Origin of the sequence: Ramlibacter sp. 2FC (assembly GCF_005503345.1) — a bacterium.
Lineage (GTDB): Bacteria > Pseudomonadota > Gammaproteobacteria > Burkholderiales > Burkholderiaceae_C > SCMQ01.
On the sequence record NZ_SCMM01000025.1, the window covers coordinates 43,976 to 67,697 of the forward strand.

21 protein-coding genes are annotated in these 23,722 nt (G+C 66.2%); 16 read left to right on the forward strand and 5 right to left on the reverse strand.

From position 1 onward, the window contains the following. Window positions 1–25 precede the first annotated feature (25 nt). Window positions 26–328, reverse strand: a complete 303-nt coding sequence (locus FFS10_RS23510; protein WP_349654585.1) for a DUF6537 domain-containing protein — start codon at window positions 326–328, stop codon at window positions 26–28. Between FFS10_RS23510 and FFS10_RS23780 the strand changes: the two genes are divergently transcribed. Next, window positions 227–694, forward strand: a complete 468-nt coding sequence (locus FFS10_RS23780; protein WP_349654586.1) for an acyl-CoA dehydrogenase C-terminal domain-containing protein — start codon at window positions 227–229, stop codon at window positions 692–694. The genes FFS10_RS23510 and FFS10_RS23780 overlap by 102 nt on opposite strands. 21 nt (window positions 695–715) lie before the next feature. Here the strand turns inward: FFS10_RS23780 and FFS10_RS12500 are convergent, their stop codons facing one another. Continuing rightward, complete coding sequence (locus FFS10_RS12500; RefSeq protein WP_137894801.1) at window positions 716–1,510, reverse strand: IclR family transcriptional regulator; 795 nt, start codon at window positions 1,508–1,510, stop codon at window positions 716–718. A 72-nt stretch (window positions 1,511–1,582) separates the two neighbouring features. Here FFS10_RS12500 and FFS10_RS12505 point away from each other — a divergent pair, with 72 nt between their 5' ends. From FFS10_RS12505 to FFS10_RS12545, 9 genes are all read left to right on the forward strand, one after another. Next, window positions 1,583–2,512 (forward strand): SDR family NAD(P)-dependent oxidoreductase, encoded by a 930-nt coding sequence (locus tag FFS10_RS12505; protein WP_249931275.1) that lies wholly within the window; start codon window positions 1,583–1,585, stop codon window positions 2,510–2,512. A 31-nt stretch (window positions 2,513–2,543) separates the two neighbouring features. Next, entirely contained in the window at window positions 2,544–3,560 is a 1,017-nt protein-coding gene (locus FFS10_RS12510; protein ID WP_137894822.1) for a TRAP transporter substrate-binding protein, read from the forward strand. A 15-nt stretch (window positions 3,561–3,575) separates the two neighbouring features. Next, complete coding sequence (locus FFS10_RS12515) at window positions 3,576–5,468, forward strand: TRAP transporter large permease (RefSeq protein ID WP_137894803.1); 1,893 nt, start codon at window positions 3,576–3,578, stop codon at window positions 5,466–5,468. 75 nt (window positions 5,469–5,543) lie between these two features. Beyond that, window positions 5,544–6,716, forward strand: coding sequence for an acetyl-CoA acetyltransferase (locus FFS10_RS12520; protein WP_137894804.1), 1,173 nt, complete (start codon window positions 5,544–5,546; stop codon window positions 6,714–6,716). Beyond that, a complete protein-coding gene (locus FFS10_RS12525; protein WP_137894805.1) occupies window positions 6,713–8,338 on the forward strand; it encodes an acyl-CoA synthetase in 1,626 nt (541 codons plus the stop codon). Before FFS10_RS12520 ends, FFS10_RS12525 begins: the two co-directional genes overlap by 4 nt. Beyond that, window positions 8,325–9,209: a PPC domain-containing DNA-binding protein gene (locus tag FFS10_RS12530; RefSeq protein WP_137894806.1), complete on the forward strand. Its 885-nt coding sequence runs from the start codon at window positions 8,325–8,327 to the stop codon at window positions 9,207–9,209. The genes FFS10_RS12525 and FFS10_RS12530 overlap by 14 nt, the downstream gene beginning before the upstream one ends. After that, window positions 9,206–9,733 carry a gamma carbonic anhydrase family protein gene (locus FFS10_RS12535; protein ID WP_137894807.1) on the forward strand — a complete coding sequence of 176 codons (528 nt, stop codon included), beginning with the start codon at window positions 9,206–9,208 and terminating at the stop codon, window positions 9,731–9,733. Before FFS10_RS12530 ends, FFS10_RS12535 begins: the two co-directional genes overlap by 4 nt. Before the next feature lie 106 nt (window positions 9,734–9,839). Beyond that, complete coding sequence (locus tag FFS10_RS12540; RefSeq protein ID WP_137894808.1) at window positions 9,840–11,528, forward strand: tannase/feruloyl esterase family alpha/beta hydrolase; 1,689 nt, start codon at window positions 9,840–9,842, stop codon at window positions 11,526–11,528. A gap of 135 nt (window positions 11,529–11,663) precedes the next feature. Beyond that, a complete protein-coding gene (locus tag FFS10_RS12545) occupies window positions 11,664–12,470 on the forward strand; it encodes an SDR family NAD(P)-dependent oxidoreductase (RefSeq protein ID WP_137894809.1) in 807 nt (268 codons plus the stop codon). 293 nt (window positions 12,471–12,763) lie between these two features. Here the strand turns inward: FFS10_RS12545 and FFS10_RS12550 are convergent, their stop codons facing one another. Both FFS10_RS12550 and FFS10_RS12555 read right to left on the reverse strand, forming a co-directional pair. Continuing rightward, window positions 12,764–13,816: an IS1634 family transposase gene (locus tag FFS10_RS12550; protein ID WP_137894810.1), complete on the reverse strand. Its 1,053-nt coding sequence runs from the start codon at window positions 13,814–13,816 to the stop codon at window positions 12,764–12,766. Window positions 13,817–13,827: 11 nt separating this feature from the next. After that, window positions 13,828–15,243, reverse strand: coding sequence for a short-chain fatty acyl-CoA regulator family protein (locus FFS10_RS12555; protein WP_137894811.1), 1,416 nt, complete (start codon window positions 15,241–15,243; stop codon window positions 13,828–13,830). A 117-nt stretch (window positions 15,244–15,360) separates the two neighbouring features. Here FFS10_RS12555 and FFS10_RS12560 point away from each other — a divergent pair, with 117 nt between their 5' ends. From FFS10_RS12560 to FFS10_RS12580, 5 genes are read left to right on the forward strand one after another with little or no spacing between them, the layout of a single operon-like run. Continuing rightward, window positions 15,361–15,756: an acyl-CoA thioesterase gene (locus FFS10_RS12560; protein ID WP_137894812.1), complete on the forward strand. Its 396-nt coding sequence runs from the start codon at window positions 15,361–15,363 to the stop codon at window positions 15,754–15,756. Then, window positions 15,753–16,919 (forward strand): bifunctional 2-methylcitrate synthase/citrate synthase, encoded by a 1,167-nt coding sequence (prpC, locus tag FFS10_RS12565; protein ID WP_137894813.1) that lies wholly within the window; start codon window positions 15,753–15,755, stop codon window positions 16,917–16,919. Before FFS10_RS12560 ends, prpC begins: the two co-directional genes overlap by 4 nt. Before the next feature lie 36 nt (window positions 16,920–16,955). Continuing rightward, window positions 16,956–19,574, forward strand: coding sequence for a Fe/S-dependent 2-methylisocitrate dehydratase AcnD (gene acnD / locus FFS10_RS12570; protein ID WP_137894814.1), 2,619 nt, complete (start codon window positions 16,956–16,958; stop codon window positions 19,572–19,574). Between the two features lie 2 nt (window positions 19,575–19,576). Further along, entirely contained in the window at window positions 19,577–20,767 is a 1,191-nt protein-coding gene (gene prpF / locus FFS10_RS12575; RefSeq protein WP_137894815.1) for a 2-methylaconitate cis-trans isomerase PrpF, read from the forward strand. 15 nt (window positions 20,768–20,782) lie between these two features. Then, window positions 20,783–21,643 (forward strand): isocitrate lyase/PEP mutase family protein, encoded by an 861-nt coding sequence (locus FFS10_RS12580; RefSeq protein WP_137894816.1) that lies wholly within the window; start codon window positions 20,783–20,785, stop codon window positions 21,641–21,643. A gap of 23 nt (window positions 21,644–21,666) precedes the next feature. Here FFS10_RS12580 and FFS10_RS12585 read toward each other — a convergent pair whose 3' ends face one another. Further along, window positions 21,667–22,902 carry a pyridoxal-phosphate-dependent aminotransferase family protein gene (locus FFS10_RS12585; RefSeq protein WP_137894817.1) on the reverse strand — a complete coding sequence of 412 codons (1,236 nt, stop codon included), beginning with the start codon at window positions 22,900–22,902 and terminating at the stop codon, window positions 21,667–21,669. A gap of 110 nt (window positions 22,903–23,012) precedes the next feature. Between FFS10_RS12585 and FFS10_RS12590 the strand changes: the two genes are divergently transcribed. Further along, window positions 23,013–23,720: a GntR family transcriptional regulator gene (locus FFS10_RS12590; protein WP_137894818.1), complete on the forward strand. Its 708-nt coding sequence runs from the start codon at window positions 23,013–23,015 to the stop codon at window positions 23,718–23,720. Window positions 23,721–23,722 lie beyond the last annotated feature (2 nt).

A 23,722-nucleotide genomic window follows, 5' to 3' on the forward strand; every position in this document is an offset into this window, starting at 1 on the left:
CAGGCGGAGCAAGTGGCAGCCGACGCTACGCGGCGTGTCGCTGCGGCATGGCATCTCCGGTGTCGTGACCGTGCGCTCCCGCCGTTTCGCCCTGCAGTTTCGACCACTCGCGTCGCGCCGCCTCGATGTTCGCGTGCTTCACATGGCCGAATCCTCGGATCTTTTCCGGAATCCGCGCCACAGCCAAGGCGCGGTCCAGGGTATCGGCACTCAGGGTTACCAGCTCGTGCCGGATGCGCGCCCGGTATTCCGTAATCAGGGCACGTTCGGTGCGGCGTTCCTCCGTGCGTCCGAAGACGTCGAACGCCGTTCCACGCAGGCCCGTCATTCGCGCGAGTACCTGGAACGCCATACCCATCCAGGGGCCGAAGCGGCGCTTCCGCAGGCATCATCGCCCAGCGCCGCTGCGTCACATTCGTCGTGGAGCGCTATTCCGGCGAAGCCAAGGTTGGCTGGTGCCGTGCCACTCCTCGAGCTGTTCGGGATCGTTGCGGGCGGATGGCAGATGGCACGGGCCGCACTCATTGCGCGCGAGCGGCTGGCACAAAGCGCAGGCGACGCGGCGTTCCTGTGGGCGAAGCTGCTGACGGCTCGGTTCTATGCCGACCACGTGCTGGCACAAGCGCCCGGCCTAGCGGAAACGGTCGTGAGTGGTGCGGCCGCCGTGCTCGCGTATGCGGCCGACCCGTTCTGAGGCTGGCCGGCGGCAGTGGGTTCATTCCTCGCTTGGCGTCGACATCAACTCCCGACTGAGTCTCTGCAGTCGGGCAGCAATGACCGCCTGACGCGCGTCGCTCAATCTGCTGGTCAGGGCGTTCAGGACGACGGCTGCAACGGGTTTTCCGTCTGGCCGCAGCACGGCCACGCCTATGCCCCAGAAGCCTGGAGCAAGGATGCCCGGTATGACGGCATATCCCTGCGCGCGCGTCTCTTCCAGCATTTTCCGGACCGTGTCCAACGTCATGTGCGGATACCTCTGGGCGATCGCAGGGGCATTGATCTCGAGCACCGCCTCCGCTTCGTCCTTTGGCATGGCGGCGAGGATTGCCAGCCCGCCCGCACCCAGCCCCAGAGGGTGTCGATCACCAACACGCAAAGATGCCTGCGGGTAAGGGAGGTCGCCGCTGTCGCGAGACAGGCAGACGACCTCCAGGCCATGCCGCACCGAAAAAAACACGAAGTCACCGGTCTCAAGGGCCACCGCGCGCAGGGCCGGCGCCGCGATGCGCTGAAGCGCGTAATTGGGCTCGGCCGCCAAGCCCACCGCGAACGATTCCGGGCCCAGTTCGTAGCGCCGCGTTGCGGTGTCCTGCGCCACGAATTGCTCGTCCATCAGCGTACGCGTGAGCCTGACGGTGGTGGCCTTGCTCAGCTCCAGCTTGCGCGCGATCTCGCTCACGCCAAGGCCGCCGTTGACCTGGTAGCGCGCGAGCAGTTTGAGGATGCTCAAGCCGCGCCTCAGGGTTTGCGCGCCTGGCGTTTCGCGATCGTTTTCGGACTTCTCTGGCATCGGGTTAACCCTGCATGAATGATCCAATATGTGGACCGAATCCTGCGACTGTAGCGCAGTTATCACTTGAAAGTGGGCCTTGCGTGCAACAAAATCAAAGCCTGTTATCCACATAGTGGACCGACCGGACAAACCCAGCGCCCCGCCCTCAACCCCTTTGCCGAACTGCCGCAAATGACCCATCAAACCCTCTCTCGTGTCGCACTCGTCACCGGCGCCGGCAGCGGGATCGGCCGCTGTGTGGCCGAAAGCCTGGCGCTGGTTCACAGCGCGCGCGTGTACGTGCTCGACAAGGACGCCGAATCGGCGGCCGCGGTGGTGCGCGGGATCACCGCAGCCGGCGGCCGGGCGAAGGTCTGTGTTGTGGACCTCGCCGATGGCCCGGCGCTGCGCCAGGCTCTGCCGTCATTGACCGCTGAGTTCGGCGCGCCCGACATCCTCATCAACAACGCCGGCATAGCGGCCATGGTTCCCGCGGTGGACTGCTCGCTGGACCATTGGCAGACCACGATGGCCGTCAACGTCACGGCCCCAATGCTGCTGATGCAGCACGCGCTGCCGCACATGCGGCAGGCGGGCTGGGGCCGCATCGTCAACGTCGCATCCATCAGCGGGCTGCGCGCCGGCACCGGCCGCATGGCTTACGGCACTTCGAAGGCGGCCTTGATCGCGATGACGGCTCAGTTCGCCGTGGAGGTGGCCGATTGGGGCGTCACGGTCAACGCGATCGCCCCGGGCCCGGTGGACACGCCGCTGGTGCAGGCCAACCACAGTGCTGCCACCCGCTCCACCTATGGCGACATGGTTCCCATGCACCGCTACGGCACGGCCCAGGAGATCGCCAACGGCATCCTGTTCCTGGCGTCGGACCAGGCCAGCTACATCACCGGACAGACGCTTGCGATCGATGGCGGTTTCACTGCCGCAGGCGTGCTGGTGTCCGACCTGTTCACCAAGACCTCGACTGCGGCGCCTGCTGCAGCCGTGCCCGCAGCGCGTTAGTTCCCACATCGACTCAAACTGGAGACACATGATGACCTTCACCCGTCGCAAGCTCATTCAAGGCACCGCCATCGCCGCCGCAACCTCCATCGCACCAATGAAAGTGGTGTTTGGACAGACGGCCGAATTCAGCTACAAGTTCGCCAACAACGTTCCTTTGACGCACCCATTGAACGTGCGTGCGAAGGCAGCCGCTGACGCCATCCGCAACGAAACCAACGGGCGCCTCGACATCCAGATCTTCCCGAGCAACCAGTTGGGATCGGACACCGACACGCTGAGCCAGGTGCGCTCCGGTGGAGTGGAGTTCTTCTCTCTTTCGGGACTGATTCTCTCGACGCTGGTCCCGGCGGCCGCCATCAATGGCATGGGTTTCGCCTTCCCCGACTACGCCGCCGTCTGGCGCGCCATGGACGGCGACCTGGGCGCCTACGTACGTGGTCAGATCGCCAAGTCCAACCTCGTGGCCATGGACAAGATCTGGGACAACGGCTTCCGCCAGACCACGACGTCCAACAAGCCCATCAACGGGGCCGATGACCTGCGTGGCCTGAAGATCCGCGTTCCTGTGTCTCCGATGTGGACATCCATGTTCAAGGCTTTCGAAGCCTCCCCTGCTTCGATCAATGCGTCCGAGATGTACACGGCGCTCCAGACGAAGGTGGTCGACGCACAGGAGAACCCGCTCTCGGTCGTCTCGCTGTTCAAGCTCAATGAAGTGCAGAAATACTGCTCACTGACGAATCACATGTGGGATGGATTCTGGTTCCTCGCCAATCGCCGCGCCTGGGAGCGTCTGCCGGCGAATCTGCGGGAAATTGTGGCAAAGCACCTCAACGCGGCAGCCGTCTTGCAGCGCGCCGACATGGCCGCGCTCAATGGCGGCCTGCAGCAGGAACTGACCTCCAAGGGGATGGTGTTCAACGCGACGAAACCCGACTCGTTCCGGAACAAATTGCGGACTGCCGGTTATTACCAGGAATGGAAGGCGAAATTCGGTGAAGAGGCCTGGGCGACACTCGAAAAATACACCGGCAAGCTGGGTTGACGCGAAGGATCGGCCATGGACCACACAACCTCGTTGGCGGAAAACGCCGGGCATGAACCTATCGTGCCTTTGACACCAGATGCCTCGGGAGATCAAGCAGCGCATACGCCCTGGTGGATGCATCCGCTCGAAGCAATCGCCGCCGCGCTTGTTGCGTCGATTGCCGTGCTGCTGCTCTTGGGCGTCGTGTCCCGCTACGTTGTCGGCAATTCGATCATCTGGCTGGACGAGGTTGTTTCCCTGCAGTTCATCTGGGCGGTAATGATCGGCGCAACCATTGCCGTCTACCGCAACGAACACCTGCGGCTCAACGTGGTCGTCGACATGCTGCCCGAGTGGCTGCGTGAGTACGTCCATGCCTTTGCGCTGACGGCAATGGCCGCAGTCCTGATCGCACTGATCGGTCCCGCCGTGACCTACGTGGAGGAGGAGTGGGCCATCCTGACGCCGGCGCTGAACATCCCCAACGCATTCCGCGTGTCCGCCATTGCTTTTGGTGTCTTGGCGATGCTGGCGCTCGTGGTGCTGTATGCGGGCCGCACGGTACGCATGGCTCCTCTGGTTACCGGCGCGGTGATGGTCGCTGCAGTGGCAGCGCTGTGCTGGGTGCTGTCGCCCCAGTTGAGTCGGCTGGGCGGCATCAATATCGTGGTCTTTCTCGTCGGCTTCGTCGCGGTGTGCCTGGCAGCAGGTGTGCCGATCGCTTTCTGCTTCGCGGCTGGCGCCGTGAGCTACCTGGCGTTCGCGACCCACGTTCCCTTGTTGGTCGTTGTCGGCCGGATGGACGAAGGCATTTCGAGCCTCGTGCTGGTGTCGGTGCCGATCTTCGTTCTGCTTGGCTGCGTGCTCGATGCGACGGGTATGGGCAAGGCCATCGTCGATTTCCTGGCTTCTCTGCTGGGCCATGTCAAGGCGGGTATGTCGTATGTCCTGCTGGGGGCGCTCTTCATCGTCTCCGGCATTTCGGGCTCGAAAGTTTCCGACATGGCCACGGTGGCGCCAGCGCTGTTCCCTGAGATGAAGCAGCGTGGGCACAAAGGCCCCGACATGGTGGCGCTGCTGGCGACAGGCGCGGCGATGGCCGATACGGTCCCGCCGAGCATCGTGCTGATCGTTCTCGGTGCGGTCGCGGGCGTCTCGATCGCTGGGCTTTTCCAGAGTGGCTTCGTCGTTGCGATGGTGCTGCTGCTTGCCCTGTTGATCCTCGCCCGTTGGAAGGCGCGCCATGAAGACATGAGTGGCACCCGTCGGGCGCCGGTGCGAGTCGTCGGCAAGTTGCTCCTTCTGGCCGGGCCGGCGCTGGTGCTCCCGTTCCTCATTCGCGGCCTGGTGGGCGAAGGCGTCGCCACCGCCACCGAAGTGTCGACCGTTGCTGTGGCCTACGCCATGCTGATCGGGCACCTGATGTACGGCGGCCTTGGTATGCGCAGGGTGTACTCCATGCTCGTCGAGACCGCCGCGCTCTCCGGGGCCGTGCTTCTCGTTCTCGGCGCCGCCTCCGCAATGGCCTGGTCGATCACCCAAAGCGGTGTCGTGCAGCAACTGTCGTCGCTGCTCACGACATTGCCAGGTGGGTCGATCACTTTCATGGCCGTCACCATCGTGGTCTTTGTCGTGCTGGGCTGCCTTCTCGAAGGCTTGCCTGCCGTGCTTTTGCTCGCGCCGATCATGTTCCCGATCGCGAAGCAGCTCGGCATACATGACATCCAGTATTCGATGGTGATCGTCTGCGCCATGAATGTCGGGTTGATGCTCCCCCCCGTGGGCGTCGGGTTCTACATCGCCTGCAAGATCGGCGGCGAAAAGCCCGACGAAGTAATGGTCGCGATCTGGCCGTACCTAATAGCCCTTCTTGGCGGTGTGATCGTGATCGCCGCAGTCCCATGGATTTCGACAGTGGCTTTGTAGCCAGACATCGCATCAGTTCGTTCAATGCGTCGGGGCCGCGCCCCGACATCCTCATCCATTTAAGGAGAAATCCCCATGACCCAACGTGCTTGCATCATCGGCTGGTCGCACTCACCCTTCGGCAAACTGGACCTGCCGGATGTCGAAAGTCTGATCACCAGTGTGGCCCGCCCAGCACTCGATCACGCCGGCGTCGCGCCGAAGGACGTCGACTTCGTTTCTGTGGGCGTCTTCAACAACGGCCTGACGCCGCAAGGCTTCGAAGGGGGCCTGGTGTCCCTGGGTGAGCCTGGCCTGCGCTTCACGCCGGCCGTGCACGTCGAGAACGCTTGCGCCACCGGCACCGCAGCCCTGCACACGGCTTTGGACTTCATCGAAAGCGGTCGAGGCCGCATCGCGCTCGTTGTCGGCGCCGAAAAGATGACGGCTTTGCCTTCGCGGCTAATGGGAGACGTCCTGCTGAGCGGCAGCTATCGCAAGGAAGAGGCCAATCCGCAAGGATTCGCCGGCATCTTCGGCCGGATCGCCGAAGCGTATTTCGAGCGCCACGGCGACCACCGGGAAGAACTGGCGATGATCGCTGCGAAGAATCACGCCAACGCGGTGCATAACCCCTATGCGCATGTGCGCAAGGCGTTCGACGTGGAGTTCTGCAACACGGTGTCGGACCGCAACCCGCTGGTGGCGGGGCCGCTGCGTCGAACGGATTGCTCGATGGTGTCCGACGGCGCCGCTGCGCTGGTGGTGGCGGACGAAGAAACGGCCGCGGCCCTGGGGCGGCGCGCCATCCGCTTTCGCGCGCGGACGCACGTGAACGATTTCCTGCCGTTGTCGCAGCGCGATCCGATTGCCTTCGAAGGTGCGCACCGAGCCTGGGACAAGGCCCGGGCCCAGGCCGGCATCTCTCTCGATGACCTGAGCCTGGTCGAGACGCACGACTGCTTCACGGTGGCCGAGATGATCGAGTACGAGGCCATGGGGCTGGTCCCGCGCGGCGAAGGCTGGCGGGCGATCCGCGAAGGGCTCACGCAGCGCAACGGCAAGCTCCCGGTCAATGTTTCCGGCGGACTGAAGGCCCGCGGCCACCCGCTCGGCGCCACCGGCGTGTCGCAGCACGTGATGGCGGCCATGCAGCTGGCCGGCGAGGCCGGCGAGATGCAGTTGCCGTCCGTGGAACTTGCCGGCGTCTTCAACATGGGAGGCGCCGCCGTCACCAACTACGTCTCGATCCTGGAGCGTGCAAAATGAAGATCATTCATCAGCCGCCGGTCTCGCGGGCCGCGATGAACCTTGCGTACCTGGTCACGCAGAATGCGCGGCGCTTCCCGGAGCGTACCGCACTGGTCTGGCGTGACATGTCCTGGACGTGGCGCGAGCTCGACGCGCGGGTGTCGGCCCTGGCCGCTGCGCTGCTCGAACTGGGAATCCAGCCCGGCGAGGCGGTGCTGGCGCACAGCAAGAACAGCAACGAGATGCTGGAGTCGATGCTGGCGACCTTCCGCATCGGGGCCGTCTGGGTGCCGACCAACTTCCGGCTGCTGTCGGACGAAGTGGCCTACATGGCGGAAGTCACCCAGCCGCGCGTCTTCCTGTGCCAGACCGACTTCCCTGAATATGCCGACCGGGTGAGCCGCGCCATCCCGGGCATCCGGCGCGTGTGGCTCACCGGTGATGCGCGGGCGCAAGGCGACGGGCCAAGCGTCGCGGCGCTGATCGACGCCCAGGCCGGGCGCGCGGTGCCGAATGCCCAGGTGCAATGGGACAGCGCCTGCTGGCTGTTCTTCACGTCCGGCACGACCGGCCGGCCAAAGGCCGCGGTACTGACGCACGGGCAAATGGGTTTCGTCATCACCAACCACCTGTGCGACCTGATGCCGGGTGCGACCGAGTTCGACGGCTCGCTGGTGCTGGCGCCCCTGTCTCATGGGGCCGGCGTTCACCAGCTGAACATGATCGCCCGCGGTGGCAAGACCGTGTTGATGCCCTCGGACAAGTTCGACGCGCAGACAGCCTTCTCGCTCATCGAGAAGCACAGCCTGACGAACCTGTTCACCGTGCCGACGATCCTGAAGATGATGGTCGAGGACCCGAGTGTGGACCGCTACGACCACTCGAGCCTGCGCTTCGTCGTCTATGCGGGAGCGCCGATGTACCGCCAGGACCAGAAGCTCGCCTTGCAGAAACTGGGACCGGTGCTGGTCCAGTACTACGGCCTGGCCGAGGCAACAGGAAACATCACGGTATTGCCCGGCCGTGAACACGATGCCGCCGAGCAAGAGCGGCGGCCCGGCACCTGCGGCTTCGAACGCACGGGCATGCAGGTGTCGGTCCAGGACGAGGCCGGCAACGAACTGGAGCCCGGCCAGACCGGAGAGATCTGCGTCATCGGGCCTGCCGTGTTCGCCGGGTACTTCGAGAACCCCGAGGCGAATGCCAAGTCGTTTCGCAATGGCTGGTTCCGCACGGGGGACCTGGGCTACCGCGACCGGGAGGGCTACATCTACCTGACCGGACGCTCTTCGGACATGTACATTTCCGGCGGCTCCAACATCTACCCCCGCGAGATCGAGGAAAAGCTGCTCACGCACGAAGCCGTCGGCGAGGTGGCTGTCGTCGGCGTGCCCGACCCCAAGTGGGGCGAGGTGGGCGTGGCGGTGTGCGTGCTGCGCGAGGGCGCGCAGCTGGACGAGGCCGCCATGCTCGAATGGATGGCGAGCCGGGTCGCGCGCTACAAGTTGCCCAAGCGGGTGTTCTTCTGGGAGGCGTTGCCGAAGTCCGGCTACGGCAAGGTCCCGAAGAACCTGGTGAAGGACGAATTGAGGCGCCGGGGCCTGCTGACGACTTCCGGGGAACTCTGTGCGCAGCATTGAACATCCCGGCCCGGTTCATCCGACGCGCGTGCAATGCGTTCCCGCACGCGTGCACGCGGTCGATGTCGAGCTGCCCAGTGGCGTGACGCTGCTGCAGGGCCTGGCCGATGCGGTCCGGCAGCAGGGGACGACCAGCGCGGTGTTCTCCCTTCAGGACCTGACGCTGGCACCCCTGGCCTTCGTCATGCCCGCGCTGTCGGACTCCCCGAAGCACGTCGCCTATTTCAGCCAGCGCTACGAGGCGAGTGGCGTGGCGCGCATCGAATCCGGCAGCATCACCTACGGCCTGCGCGATGGACAACCCTCGTTGCATTGCCATGCGACCTGGACCGAGGCGGATGGACAGCGCCGCAGCGGCCACGTGCTGGCGGCGGAATCCCTGGTCGAGCGGCCGGCGCGGATCGATGCGTGGATGCTCGATGGCGCGGCTTTCGAGGTGCAGCCGGACGCGGAGACGAACTTCGGCCTGCTCCAGGTGACGCCCACAGCGGCGGCCCGGCCAGGCGGCCTTGAAGCCCTGGTGGTGCGGGTGCGTCCGAACCAGGACATTTGCCTGGCGCTGGAGGCGCTCTGCGCCGAGCGCAACGTCCGCCGGGGCCGGATCCGCGGCGGCGTGGGAAGCCTGATCGGCACGGTCTTCGACGACGGGCGCACGGTCGAGCCCTTCGTCACCGAGGTCTTCATTCGCCGTGGCGTGATCGAGCCCGGTGCCGACGGCGCGCTGCGGGCGGACTTGGACGTTGGCCTCGTGGCGCATACCGGCGAGATCGCCGAAGGCCGGCTCGCGCGCGGGCAGAACCCGGTGCTCATCACGTTCGAGCTGGTGATCGAAGTTCAGGAAGTGGCGCCCGGCGCCGGGAGCGAATCATGACGATTTTTGCGTTGGGCGAGGACACGCCCACCCTTCACGACAGTGCTTACGTGGCCGAAGGTGCGACGATCATCGGCAAGGTGATCCTGGCCAAGGACGCGAGCGTCTGGCCGCAGGCCGTGCTGCGTGGTGACAACGGCGAGACGATCGAAGTGGGCGAGCGCAGCAACATCCAGGACGGCGCCATCCTGCACACCGACCCGGGCTACACGCTCAGCATCGGCGAGGACGTCAGCGTAGGTCACCAGGCGATGCTGCATGGCTGCTCCATCGGCGGCGGGACGCTGATCGGCGTCCAGGCGGTCATCCTCAACGGCGCGTCGATCGGAAAGAACTGCCTGGTTGGCGCCGGCGCAGTGGTCACCGAACGCAAGGTCTTCCCGGACAACTCGTTGATCGTCGGCGCGCCTGCGAAGGTGATGCGCGAACTCACTGAGGGCGAGATAGCGGGATTGCGGCGCAACGCCACCGACTATGTCGAACGTGGCCGCCGCTACCGCGCCGGGCTCAAGCGCATCGGCTGAGCGAACCGGCAGGGATTTGGAATCAGGGTTTGGGGGCCCGCGCAAGCGTGCCCCCGACGGCGACACGGGCCGATGCTGGCCTCTTTATCAAGTAGGAGACATGACAATGAAATACATTGATCGAAGCAGTCTGCCCTTCGGGCGAAGCATATTTGGCGTAGCCGTTGCGGCTACCCTCGCTGCCTGCGGCGGCAGTGACGGCGGTTCCGATTCAACCGTCAGTTCGGCACAAATTCCGTGCGAATCGCTCATCGGGAAAACACTCGACGGCGGCGGCGTGGTGAATACTGCCGAGGAAATTCCCGCCGGTTCCTACACACCACCCAACCTGGCACCCTACGAACCGTCCCCCCTGACTTCTCTACCCGCGTTCTGCCGCGTTACCGTGACCAAGCAGACGAGCCCCGACTCGAGCGTCGACGTAGAAGTGTGGCTGCCGAAAGCCAATTGGAATGGTCGCTTTCTTGGGACCGGCAATGGTGGGCCAGCCGGAGCTATCACCTACTACACCGGATTGCGGGAAGGCCTGATTCGGGGATTCGCGGTGGCAAACAGCGACCTGGGGACCGCGCGCGACATCACCACAAGGGAGGGGCACCCCGAGAAGTGGAAAGATTTCGGATACCGCGCAACTCGCGAAATGACCCTGGCGGGAAAGTCGATCGTCAACGCGTATTACCAGACCTCGCCGCGATACTCGTACTTCCAAGGTTGCTCGACCGGCGGACAAGAAGCTCTGACCCACGCGCAGCGATACCCCACCGACTACAACGGCATCATCGTTGGCGCGCCGGGCAACAACCGCACACACCTGAACATGTCGTTCATTTGGAACCACAAGGCCTTGACAGCGCCAGGCGCCACGCTGACCCCTGGCAAGGCAAAAATGGTGCAGAGCAAATCGGTGGCGGCGTGCGTCGGCAAGGATGGTGGCAGTCCCACCGATACGTTCCTGACCGACCCGCGACAGTGCAACTTCGATCCCAAAACCTTGCCCGTTTGCGCCCCGGGTGCTGACGGCGATGACTGCCTCACGGCGCCCCAACTGGCTGCGGTGGAGAAGTGGTATGCGGGCCCCACCAACCCGAGGACAGGCGAGAGGATTCTCAGCGGCGTGCCGTTTGGATCCGAGGCTTTGCTGTATGGCCTGGCCGACCAATCTGCTTCGTGGTGGCCGGCGCAGCAGTTCTACCCGTTCTACTGGATCTTCGGCAAACCCTATGACCACAACACCTTCGACTTCGATCAAGACGTCGAGAGGATCGACGATGCGCTCGCACCCATTCTCAATGCAAACAATCCCGATCTGAGCGCCTTCAAGGCCAACGGTGGAAAGATGATCATGTACACCGGAGCCCAAGACCCAGCCGTGGTTTTCCCTGAGGCGATCAAATACTATGAACGTGTGGTCACAGCACAGGGTGGAGACCTCACGGCAACGCAGAGTTTCTTCCGCTACTACCTCGTGCCCGGCATGGGCCACTGCAGTGGCCTGGACGGCGGCGATGGAGGCACCGAGTTCGGACAACCTTATTCCGCCTATGTGCCTACGGACCCGCAAGGAGACATCCTGATCAAGATGACGGATTGGGTGGAGAAGCAGGAGGCTCCGGAAGAAATCATCGGTACCCGCTTTACGGCCAGTGGGCAGATCGCAACGCAAAGACCCATCTGCGTGTATCCGAAACTACCCAAGTATCTGGGCGGCGATCCGAACAAGGCGGGCAACTTCGTGTGTCAGGATGGGCCACGCGGCAGTGGGCCTGCAACTGACGAGAGATATCTCAACAAATGATCGCCAGGCGGCGCCCCCACGACGGGGGTGCCGCCATCGCGACCCTTCAGGCCAAGGCATGTTGATGCGCACTCACGCATCTCGGCCGGTACCCGGAACGGGACGGCCGCATAAAACAAACGTACAGGAGCAACGATGAATCGCTTAAAGGACAAGGTCGCACTCGTGTTCGGTGCCGGCTCATCTGGGCCCGGCTGGAGCAACGGCAAGGCCGCAGCCGTGGCTTACGCGCGCGAAGGCGCGCTCGTGGTCGCGATCGATCAAGTTGAGCAGGCAGCGCGTGAGACCGTCGAGTGCATCGAAGCGGAACACTTCAAGGCAATTGCTGTCCAGGCCGACGTGACCGACACCGCGGCGGTGGCGGCGGCGGTGGAGCGGGCGATCCAGGCCTTCGGTCGTATCGACATCCTGCACAACAACGTTGGAACCACCGTCATGGGCGGCCCCGTGGAGTTAAGCGAGGAAGCCTGGAACCGGTCGCTGGACATCAACCTGGGCAGCGTCTACCGCACGTCCAAGGCGGTGCTGCCGCACATGCTCAAGCAGGGTCGCGGCGCCATCATCAACATCTCGTCACTGGCCGCGATCCGCTGGACCGGCTACCCCTATTTCGCCTACTACACGGCCAAGGCGGCGGTGAACCAGGCGACCGTGGCACTGGCCATGCAATACGCCCGCCACGGTATTCGCGCCAACGCCATCCTGCCGGGAGCCGTCGACACGCCACTCATCTACAGAGAGATCTCGTCGCAGTATGCCTCGGACGAGGAGATGAGGGCCGCACGCAATCGCGCCGTGCCGACGGGAAAGATGGGAACGGCCTGGGACATAGCTCACGCCGCGGTGTTCCTGGCATCCGACGAAGCGGCCTTCATCACCGGGGTGTGCCTGCCGGTCGATGGTGGGCAGAGCTGCGTCATGGGCGGTGCGGAAGTTCGCTGAACGCATCGTTGTGGCGACGCCGTAGTCGCTTTGAGGCCATTGGGGCGGTGACGCGGACCTGATCACGTGAGCGCGGACTTTGCGATGTCTGTGGACCGAAAATTGGAGCCCGCGTGAGCCTTACGCCGGTCTCTCGCTCTGACCCGACTTTGACAGTTCCAAGTGACACGCCCACGTAACTTCGCGTCGCGCAATGACTTTTCTGCCGTGGGCGCGACGGCCGTGTACCTATGGGGTTTACCCGCGTCAGGCGAGCTGAAGGATGGGTGGCGGCGGCTTGATCTGCAAGGATTTCAAGCACTTAGCCGCTTCCGGCGTCGGGTCCGTGATCTGCCAGACGGTTCCGTGTGGGCCAGACAATTGCGCGAGCTGGATGCGCCGCAGGCGGTCCGAGACGTTGCGCCAAGTGTCGCCGCAGGCGTGTTCAACAGTGCGCTCCAGCAGCAGCGACAGCACTGCGCCTGTTGGCGCGCGGCCTCCTCGGGGTTGAAGCACAGCACATAGCGCAGGCGGCGCTCGCCCTCACCGATCACGACTTCCTTGATCTGCAGCCGCTGGTTGACGGTGCGGTAGCGACCCGCGCGCGCGAGTATCTGTTCGGTCAGCGCGTCCCCACGACGCAGCGGCATGCACATGAAGTACTTGCCGCCGCCGGCGGCCAAAGCCTTGAAGTTTGCCGCCGAGACCATGCCGGCATCGCCGACGAACAGGCAGCGCGTGAGCTGCCAGTCGCGCAGGTCGCGCTTGACCCGTGCGACCGTGCTCACGTCCACGGTGTTGCCAGGGAATACCCGATGCCGCACCGGGAAGCCCTCGCGCGTGACCGCCAGGCCCACGACGAGCTGTGGCGCGTCGCCGCGGCCGTTCTTGGACAGGCCGTGTTTGCGCGGCGCTCTGTACGGCTTGTGCCCGGCGGCCAAGCTGCCATGCACGATGTCGTCTTGCCCCCCGCCCCGGTCCGGCTGGTCGATTTCGAAGTGCAGCGACGTGGTGTCGTAGAACAGCACCTCCACGTCCAGGTTCAACAGATCGGCCACGCGGTGGAAGATCTCTCGCTCGATAGGCTCCTTGTTGGCTTCCAGGAAGTCCATCGCCCGATACAGGTGCTGCAAGGACAGACCCTGAGTGCCCGGGATGTGCACCTCCTCCTTGAGCCACTGCTCCCAGCAATACAGCTTGGAGCACGGTGCGGCGCGACCCCGGTGCGAGCATCGCAGCGAAGTCGGCGTCAGCCGACCGCCACAGTATGAGCCCCCGCCGGGCACCGCCTGGCGTGGCGCGAGGTGCGACGCGTGCAGAAAGCAAGACCTTGAAAGGGGTGCCGCTGAGAGCCCCTCGCTGCCCATCGAGGGCCGGTCTAGCCATGCGCAAAGCCATAAGGTACAAACCGGCTCTGGTTTTCGTCGACCTCCAGCGGCTTGCCGATGAAGGGGAACGCCCGTTGCGGGCAGTGCTCGCGCTCGCACACCTTGCAGCCCATGCCAATCGGCGTTGCCGCATCGGGGTCTTTCAGATCGAGCCCTTTCGCGTACACCAGCCGTGGCGCGTGACGGATGTCGCAGCCCAGTCCAATCGAGAATGTCTGGCGTGGCGAGCCCCAGCCGCGCTGGCCCCGGGACACGGTGCGCGCGATCCAGAGGTACGTGCGGCCATCGGGCATGCACGCAAGCTGCGGCAGAACGCGTTCAGGCTGGCCGAAGGCCTCGTACACGTTCCAGAGCGGACAAGTGCCCCCTGTCCTGCTGAAATGAAAATGCGTCGCGGACTGTCGCTTGGAGATGTTGCCGGCGCGGTCCACGCGCACGAAGAAGAACGGCACGCCCGGCGCACCAGGTCGCTGCAGGGTGCTCAGGCGGTGGCACACGGTCTCGAAGCCGACGCCGAAGCGCTGCCCCAGCAGGTCAATGTCGTAGCGTAGCGACTCGGCTGCTTGCAGGAATGCGCCGTAAGGCAGAAGCAACGCGCCCGCAAAGTAGTTCGCCAAGCCGATCCGGGCCAGCCTGCGGGATGCAGGATCGTCCCTGAATGGCGGCGCGTCGACCAGCGCGTCGATCAACTCGCCAGCCTCCAGCAGCGCCAGTTGGGTGCCGATCTGAAAAGCCTGCTGCCCCGTCTCCAGGGCCGACGACAGGTGCAAGGCGCGGCTCACCGGATCGTAGCGACGCTTGCTTTGCTCGGCGTCATCGGTGAGGACGACACGCACGCCATGGCGCTTCGTCAGCCGCTGGATCAGCCACTCCACCAGGGGGCCGCCACCGGCGCGCGACTCGGCCGCCAGCGCTTCCGCCGCGCGGTCGATCGAATCGAAGTGGTTCTGGTGGGTGAAGAAAAAGTCCCTGACGACCTCGAACGGCGTCGCGCGCGGCGCCGCCATGTCGGAGCGGTCGTCGCCCAACCTGAGCGCCATTGCTTCGAGCCGCTCCATCGCTTCGACGTTGCGACGGTGCAATGCAACGAGCGCGCGCCCCAGGGCCGGCATCTGGGAGGCCACCTCTTTCAGCTCGGGCAGGGTGACGGACTCGGGAGCGTCTGCCAGCGCTTCGCGCAGGCTGGCGACCAGGCGCGCTTCCTCGTCCTCGGAGAACTGCTGGATGTCCACGCCCAATGTGCGGTGGATCTTGAGCAACACGGCCACCGTCAGCGGCCGCTGGTTCTGCTCCAGTTGGTTGAGATAGCTGGGCGACACGCCCAGCTGCTGCGCCATCGCGATCTGCGACATGCCGCGCTCCGCGCGCAGCCGGCGCAGGCGTACGCCCGCGAAGGTCTTCTTCACGGCGCCGCTCCCGCGATCTGATGATTCGCAAGATTTGCAAACTTGGTGTTTTCGTTTCGCAAGAATTCGCCCTTTCAGTCCTTTTGCGAAGCGCCTATTTTGCGTAAATTGCGAATCATGACAAGCCCCTTTGGTACCGCCGAACTGCAAGAGCTCGTGCTGCCCGCGCAGGCCAACCACCATGGCACGCTGTTCGCGGGCCATGGTCTGCAACTGATGGCCAAGGCCGCCTTTCTCGCCGGCCGCAGCCTGGCGCAGCGCGAGGTGGTGATGGCTGGCGTCACCGGTGTCGATTTCCGCGCGCCGGTCCCCGTCGGCCAGGCGCTCAGGCTGCGCGCCTGGGTCAGCCGCGTCGGGCGCAGCTCGATGACCGTGTGCGTGGCGGGCCTGGCCGAGACGCCGGGCCTGCCGCCCGAGGAGGTGCTCAAGGGGGTTTTCGAGATGGTGGCCGTAGACGCCGCCGGACGCCCCGTTGCCATCAACCGTTCCCATCTGGACAAGGAGACCGCATGACCACCACGACCGAGGCCGGCGCCGCCGCCGCCTTCAAGCCCAAGAAATCCGTCGCCCTCTCGGGCGTTGCCGCCGGCAACACCGCGCTGTGCACCGTCGGCCGCAGCGGCAACGACCTGCACTACCGGGGCTACGACATCCTCGACATCGCCGAGGTCTGCGAGTTCGAGGAGATCGCCCATCTGCTGGTGCATGGCAAGCTCCCGACGCGCGCCGAGCTCAAGGCCTACAAGGCCAAGCTCAAGTCCCTGCGTGGGCTGCCGGCGAGCGTGAAGGAGGCGCTGGAGAGGCTGCCGGCCGGCGCGCACCCGATGGACGTGATGCGCACTGGCGTCTCGGCGCTGGGCTGCGTGCTGCCCGAGAAGGACGACCACAGCGCGCCCGGCGCGCGCGACATCGCCGACCGGCTGATGGCCTCGCTCGGCTCCATGCTGCTGTACTGGTACCACTGGAGCACGCAGGGCAAGCGCATAGCGGTCGAGACCGACGACGACTCCATCGGCGGCCACTTCCTGCACCTGCTGCACGGCGAGAAGCCGTCCGACACCTGGGTGCGCGCGATGCACACCTCGCTGGTCCTCTACGCGGAGCATGAGTTCAATGCCTCCACCTTCACCGCGCGCGTGATCGCCGGCACCGGCAGCGACATGTATTCGGCCATCGCCGGCGCCATCGGCGCGCTGCGCGGCCCCAAGCACGGCGGCGCCAACGAGGTGGCCTTCGAGATCCAGAAGCGCTACGACAACCCGGACCAGGCCGAGGCCGACATCCGCCGGCGCGTCGAGGCCAAGGAGGTCGTGATCGGCTTCGGCCATCCGGTCTACACGGTGAGCGATCCGCGCAACGTGGTGATCAAGCGCGTGGCCAGGCGTCTGTCGGAGGAGGCGGGCAACACCAAGATGTTCGACATCGCCGAGCGGCTGGAAACGATGATGTGGGACGTCAAGAAGATGTTCCCCAATCTCGACTGGTTCAGCGCCGTGAGCTACCACCTGATGGGCGTGCCCACTGCGATGTTCACGCCGCTGTTCGTGATCGCACGCACCAGCGGCTGGGCCGCGCACGTGATCGAGCAGCGCATCGACAACAAGATCATCCGGCCCAGCGCGAACTACGTCGGCCCCGAGGATCAGAAGTTCGTGTCCATCGAGGATCGTGCCTGACCGCAGCGGCTGGCCAGACCCATTTCCATTCTCCCCATGAACCAACGATACCGAAAGAACCTGCCCGGCACGGCGCTGGACTACTTCGACGCCCGCGAGGCGGTCGAGGCGCTGCGCCCCGGCGCCTGGGCGCAGCTGCCCTACACCGCGCGCGTGCATGCAGAGAACCTGGTGCGCCGCTGCGATCCCGCGATCCTGGACGAATGCCTGCTGCAAATCATCGGGCGCCGGCGCGACCGCGACTTTCCCTGGTACCCGGCCCGCGTGGTCTGCCACGACATCCTGGGCCAGACCGCCCTGGTGGACCTGGCCGGCCTGCGCGACGCGATCGCGGCCGAAGGCGGCGATCCCGCCCAGGTCAACCCGGTCGTGCCCGTGCAGCTGATCGTGGACCACTCGCTGGCCGTGGAGTGCGGCGGCTTCGACCCCGACGCGCTGCGCAAGAACCGCGACATCGAGGACCGCCGCAACGAAGACCGCTTCCACTTCATCGAGTGGACCCGCAAGGCCTTCAGGAACGTGCAGGTCATTGCGCCGGGCAACGGCATCATGCACCAGATCAACCTGGAGAAGATGTCGCCCGTGATTCACGCCGACCAGGGCGTGGCCTACCCCGACACCTGCGTGGGAACCGACAGCCACACCCCGCATGTCGATGCGCTGGGCGTGATCGCCATCGGCGTGGGCGGCCTGGAGGCCGAGAACGTGATGCTGGGCCGCGCCTCGTGGATGCGCCTGCCCGAGATCGTGGGCGTCAGGCTCAGCGGCAAGCGCCCAAGCGGCATCACCGCCACCGACATCGTGCTGGCGCTGACCGAATTCCTGCGCCAGTCCAAGGTGGTGGGCGCCTACCTGGAGTTCCACGGCGAAGGCGCGAGCAGCCTGACGCTGGGTGACCGCGCCACCATTTCGAACATGGCCCCCGAATACGGCGCCACCGCCGCCATGTTCAGCATCGACCAGCAGACGCTGGACTACCTGAGCCTGACCGGGCGCAGCGCCGAGCAGCTCAGGCTGGTCGAGACCTACGCCAGGACCGCGGGCCTGTGGTCCGACAGCTTGAAGCAAGCCGTCTACGAGCGCCAGCTGGCGTTCGATCTCTCGACCGTGGGGCGCAACATGGCCGGTCCGTCCAACCCGCACGCCCGGGTCGCCACCACCGAGCTGGGTGCCAAGGGCATTGCCGGCTCATGGACCATGCCCGAGGCTTCGGAGGGCAGCATGCCCGACGGCGCCGTGATCATTGCCGCCATCACCTCCTGCACCAACACCTCCAACCCGCGCAACGTGATCGCGGCCGGCCTTCTGGCCCGCAACGCCAACCGGCGGGGTCTTGCGCGCAAGCCCTGGGTGAAGTCGTCCCTGGCCCCGGGCTCCAGGGCCGTGGAGCTGTACCTGCGGGAAGCGGGCCTGCTGCCCGAGCTCGAACAGCTCGGCTTCGGCATCGTGGCCTTCGCCTGCACGACCTGCAACGGCATGTCGGGCGCGCTCGATCCCAGGATCCAGCAGGAGATCATGGCCCGCGACCTCTACGCAACCGCCGTGCTCTCGGGCAACCGCAACTTCGACGGCCGCATCCACCCCTATGCCAGGCAGGCTTTCCTGGCCTCGCCGCCGCTGGTCGTGGCCTATGCGATCGCCGGCACCATGCGCTTCGACATCGAGCGCGACCTGCTGGGCGTCGTCGACGGCCAGGAAATCCGCCTCAAGGACATCTGGCCCGACGACGAGGAGATCGACGCCATCGTCCGCTCGAGCGTGAAGCCCGCGATGTTCCGCGCGGTCTACGAGCCCATGTTCGCCATCCAGGCCGACAGCGGCGAACAGGTCAGCCCGCAGTACGACTGGCGCCCGCGGTCCACCTACATCCGCCGCCCGCCCTACTGGGACCGGTCGGGCGTCGGGGCGCTGGCCGCCAAGCCGCGCACGCTCAAGGGCATGCGCCCGCTGGCCATCCTGCCGGACAACATCACGACCGACCACCTCTCGCCCTCGAACGCCATCCTGCCGGACTCGGCCGCGGGCGAGTACCTCGCCAGCATGGGCCTGGCCGAGGAGGACTTCAACTCCTACGCCACCCACCGCGGCGACCACCTGAGCGCGATGCGCGCGACCTTTGCGAACCCCACGCTCCAGAACGAGATGGTGCGCGACGCCGACGGCAGGGTGAAGCCCGGCTCGCTGGCCCGCGTCGAGCCCGAAGGCCGGGTGATGCGCATGTGGGAGGCCATGGAGACCTACCTGAACCGCGGGCAGCCGCTGATCGTGGTGGCCGGCGCCGACTACGGCCAGGGCTCCTCGCGCGACTGGGCCGCCAAGGGCGTGCGCCTGGCCGGCGTCGAGGCCGTGGTCGCGGAGGGCTTCGAGCGCATCCACCGCACCAACCTGATCGGCATGGGCGTGCTGCCGCTGGAATTCAAGTCCGGCACCAACCGCCTGAGCCTGGCCCTGGACGGCACCGAGACCTTCGACGTGATCGGCGATCGCATCCCGCGCGCCGACCTGACCCTGCTCATCCAGCGCCGGAATGGCGAGTCCGTCCAGGTGCCCGTGACCTGTCGCCTGGACACCGCCGAGGAGGTCTCGATCTACGAGGCCGGCGGCGTGCTGCAGCGCTTCGCGCAGGACTTCCTGGCAGAAAACAAGCCGAGATGACCATGGCCTTCGCACCCCAGATCAAGATTGCCGCCACCTATATGCGCGGCGGCACCAGCAAGGGCATCTTCTTCCGTCTGCAGGACTTGCCTGCAGCTGCCCAGATACCGGGCGAGGCCCGCGACAAGCTGCTGCTGCGCGTGATCGGCAGCCCGGACCCCTACGGCAAGCAGATCGACGGCATGGGCGGCGCCAGTTCGTCGACCTCCAAGACCGTGATCCTGTCGAAGTCAGGCCGGCCCGGCCACGACGTGGACTACCTGTTCGGCCAGGTCGCGATCGACCAGGCTTTTGTCGACTGGTCGGGCAACTGCGGCAACCTCTCGGCCGCCGTCGGCCCGTTCGCGATCGCCAACGGCTTGGTGCCGGCCGAGCGCATTCCCGCGGACGGCCTCTGCACCGTGCGCATCTGGCAGGCCAACATAGGCAAGACCATCGTCGCGCATGTGCCCGTCGCCAACGGTCAGGTGCAGGAGACCGGCGACTTCGAGCTCGACGGCGTGAGCTTTCCCGCCGCCGAGGTGCAACTGGAGTTCCTCGATCCAGCTGACGAGGGGGAGGACGGGGGCGGCGCGATGTTCCCGACGGGCAAGCTGGTCGACGAGCTCGAGGTGCCCGGGGTGGGCACGCTCAGGGCCACGCTGATCAACGCCGGCATCCCGACCATCTTCGTCGACGCGAAGGAGCTCGGCTACACCGGCACCGAGCTGCAGGAGGCCATCAATGGCGATGCCCGGGCCCTGGCGCGCTTCGAGACCATCCGTGCCTGGGGCGCCGTGAAGATGGGCCTGATCCAGGACCTGTCCGAGGCCGCCAAGCGCCAGCACACGCCCAAGATCGCCTTCGTCGCCCCGCCGGCCGACCATGTCGCATCGGGCGGCAAGGCGGTCAAGGCCGCCGACGTGGACCTGCTGGTGCGGGCCCTGTCCATGGGCAAGCTGCACCACGCGATGATGGGCACGGCGGCCGTGGCCATCGCCACGGCGGCGGCCATTCCCGGCACCCTGGTCAATCTCGCGGCCGGCGGCGGCGAGCGCAACGCCGTGCGCTTCGGCCACCCCTCGGGCCTGCTCCGCGTCGGCGCGCAGGCCGCCAAGGTCGGCGGCGAATGGAAGGTCACCAAGGCCCTCATGAGCCGCAGCGCGCGCGTGCTGATGGAAGGCTGGGTGCGCGTGCCCGGCGACAGTTTCTGATTGGAGCGTTCTCACATGTCCACCCGCAAGCAACTCAAATCCCTGACCGAGGCACGCCGTGGCGTGCTCGTGCCCGGCGCCTTCAACGCGCTGTCGGCCAAGCTCATCGCCGACCTCGGCTTCGAGGCGATCTACGTCACCGGCGCCGGCGTGACCAACATGTGGTTCGGCCTGCCCGACCAGGGCTTCATGGGCCTGGCCGAGATCGCGGACCACACGGCGCGCATCCGCGACGCGGTGGAGCTGCCGCTGATCGTCGACGCCGACACCGGCTTCGGCAACGCACTCAATGTGCGCCACACGGTGCGCGTGCTGGAGCGCGCCGGGGCCGACTGCATCCAGTTCGAGGACCAGGTCGCGCCCAAGCGCTGCGGCCATTTCTCGGGCAAGGAGGTGATCGCTACCGAGGAGGCGGTGAGCAAGATCAAGGCGGCGGTCGACGCACGCCAGGACCCCGACCTGATGATCATGGCCCGCACCGATGCGGCGGCCACGCAGGGCTTCGAGGCCGCGGTCGAGCGCGCCCAGAAGTTCGCCGAGGCCGGCGCCGACCTCCTGTTCGTCGAGGCCGTGACCACGGCCGAGGAGATCCGCGCACTGCCGCGGCGGCTCGCCAAGCCCCAGCTCATGAACATGGTGATCGGCGGCAAGACACCGATCTTCGGCGCGGAGCAGCTGGCCGAGCTTGGCTACGGCATCGTGCTGTACGCCAACGCCGCGCTGCAGGGCGCCGTGGCGGGCATGCAGCGCGCGCTGACGGTGCTGCGCGAGCAGAAACGCGTGGACGAGGATCCGGCGCTGGTCGCGCCGTTCGCCGAGCGCCAGCGGCTGGTAGGCAAGCCGGCGTGGGATGCGCTGGAGAAGCGCTACGCCTGAGAAGCGCTCTACAGACCGTACATTCAGGCCGCCTTGCGCAGCGCCACCGGCTGCGGATGGCCGGCGAAGTACTCCATCGCGGCCTGCACGCCCGAGCCGGCCAGCCTCACGCCGGCCAGGCGCAGGCCCATCTCGCAGCCGCCCAGCGCGCCGACCAGCGTGAGGTCATTGCAGTCGCCCAGGTGGCCGATGCGGAACATGCGGCCCTTGAGCTTGCCCAGGCCCGCACCGAGCGAGCAGTCGAAGCGCTCGTAGATCAGCTTGCGCACGGCATCGGCGTCCACGCCCTCGGGCATGATCACGCCGGTCAGCACCGGCGAGTAGACCGCGGGGTCGGCGCACTGGATCTCCAGGCCCCAGGCCTTGACCGCGGCGCGCACGCCGGCCGCCCAGCGCTGGTGGCGCGCGAACACCGCCTCCAGGCCCTGCTCGAGCAGCATGTCGCAGGCCTCGCTGAGGCCGTACAGCAGGTTGGTGTTGGGCGTGTAGGGCCAGTAGCCGCTCTGGTTCATCTCGACGATCTCGTCCCAGGCCCAGAAGGCCTTCGGCAGCCTGGCGCTCTTGCTGGCCTCCAGCGCCTTGGGCGAGAGCGCGTTGAAGCTGATGCCCGGCGGCAGCATCAGGCCCTTCTGGGAGCCGCTCACCGTGACGTCCACGCCCCATTCGTCGTGCCGGTAGTCGGCCGAGGCCAGGCCGGAGATGGTGTCGACCAGCAGCAGGGCCGGGTGGCGGGCTGCGTCGATCGCGCGGCGCACGGCGGCGATGTCGCTGGTCACGCCGGTCGAGGTTTCGTTGTGCACCACGCAGACCGCCTTGATGGCGTGCCCGCTGTCGGCCTTCAGGCGCGCCTCGATCTGCTCGGCCTGCACGCCGCGCCGCCAGCCGGCCGGCACGCCGTGCTCGGTGCCGGGCAGCGCCAGGAACTCGGTCTGCAGGCCCAGGCGCGTGGCCATCTTGTTCCACAGCGTGGCGAAATGGCCGGTCTCGTACATCAGCACATGGTCGCCAGGGCTCAGCAGGTTCGACAGCGCGGCCTCCCAGGCGCCGGTGCCCGAGGCCGGGTAGATCGCCACCGGGTTGCGGGTCTGGAAGATCTGGCGGATGTCGGCCAGCACCTTGCGACCCAGGGCACCGAACTCCGGGCCGCGGTGGTCTATGGTGGGCAGGCTCATGGCGCGCAGGATGCGGTCGGGCACCGGCGAGGGGCCGGGGATCTGCAGGAAATGGCGGCCGGTGGGGTGGAAATCGAGGTTCAGCATGAGGTCTCCTGAAAGGACGGCCATTTTTGCATACAAAATTCATTTATTGCTAGCAAACAAAAAGGAAACACTGCTTTGACATGCGGTGTTTTTGAATACAAAATTCAAACATGACGGCAGAAATCATTTCCATACCGCGCGCCGCGCTGCACGAGCAGGTGGCCGAGCGCCTGCGCAAGATGCTGGTGGAGAACCGCATCGCCCCCGGCGCCAAGCTCAACGAGCGCGAGCTCTGCGAGGTGCTCAAGGTGTCGCGCACCCCACTGCGCGAGGCCATCAAGATGCTGGCCGCCGAGGGCCTGGTGGAGCTGGTGCCGAATCGCGGCGCGATCGCCCTGCAGCTGTCGGCGACCGACGTGCTGCACACCTTCGAGGTCATGGCCGGGCTGGAGGCGCAGTCGGGCGAGCTCGCGGCCGAGCGCATCACCGACGCCGAGCTGGCCGAGGTCCGCGCCCTGCACTTCGAGATGATGGCCGCCTACACGCGGCGCGACCTGCCCAGCTACTACCGCCTCAACGCCGAGATCCACCGCGCCATCAACACCGCGGCCAAGAACCCGGTGCTCAGCAGCACCTACAACCAGGTCAACGCGCGCCTGCAGGCGCTGCGCTTCAAGTCCAACCAGGACGGGGAGAAATGGACGCAGGCCGTGCGCGAGCACGAGCAGATGATCGAGGCGCTGGCCGCGCGCGACGCCCCCCGCATGCGCGCCGTGCTGGTCGCCCACCTGGACCACAAGCGCGACGTGGTGCTCGAGCAGCTGCGCGCCGCCCAGCGCAGCCGGACCCGCAGCCCCGCCCCCTCCACCAAGGCCTGAGC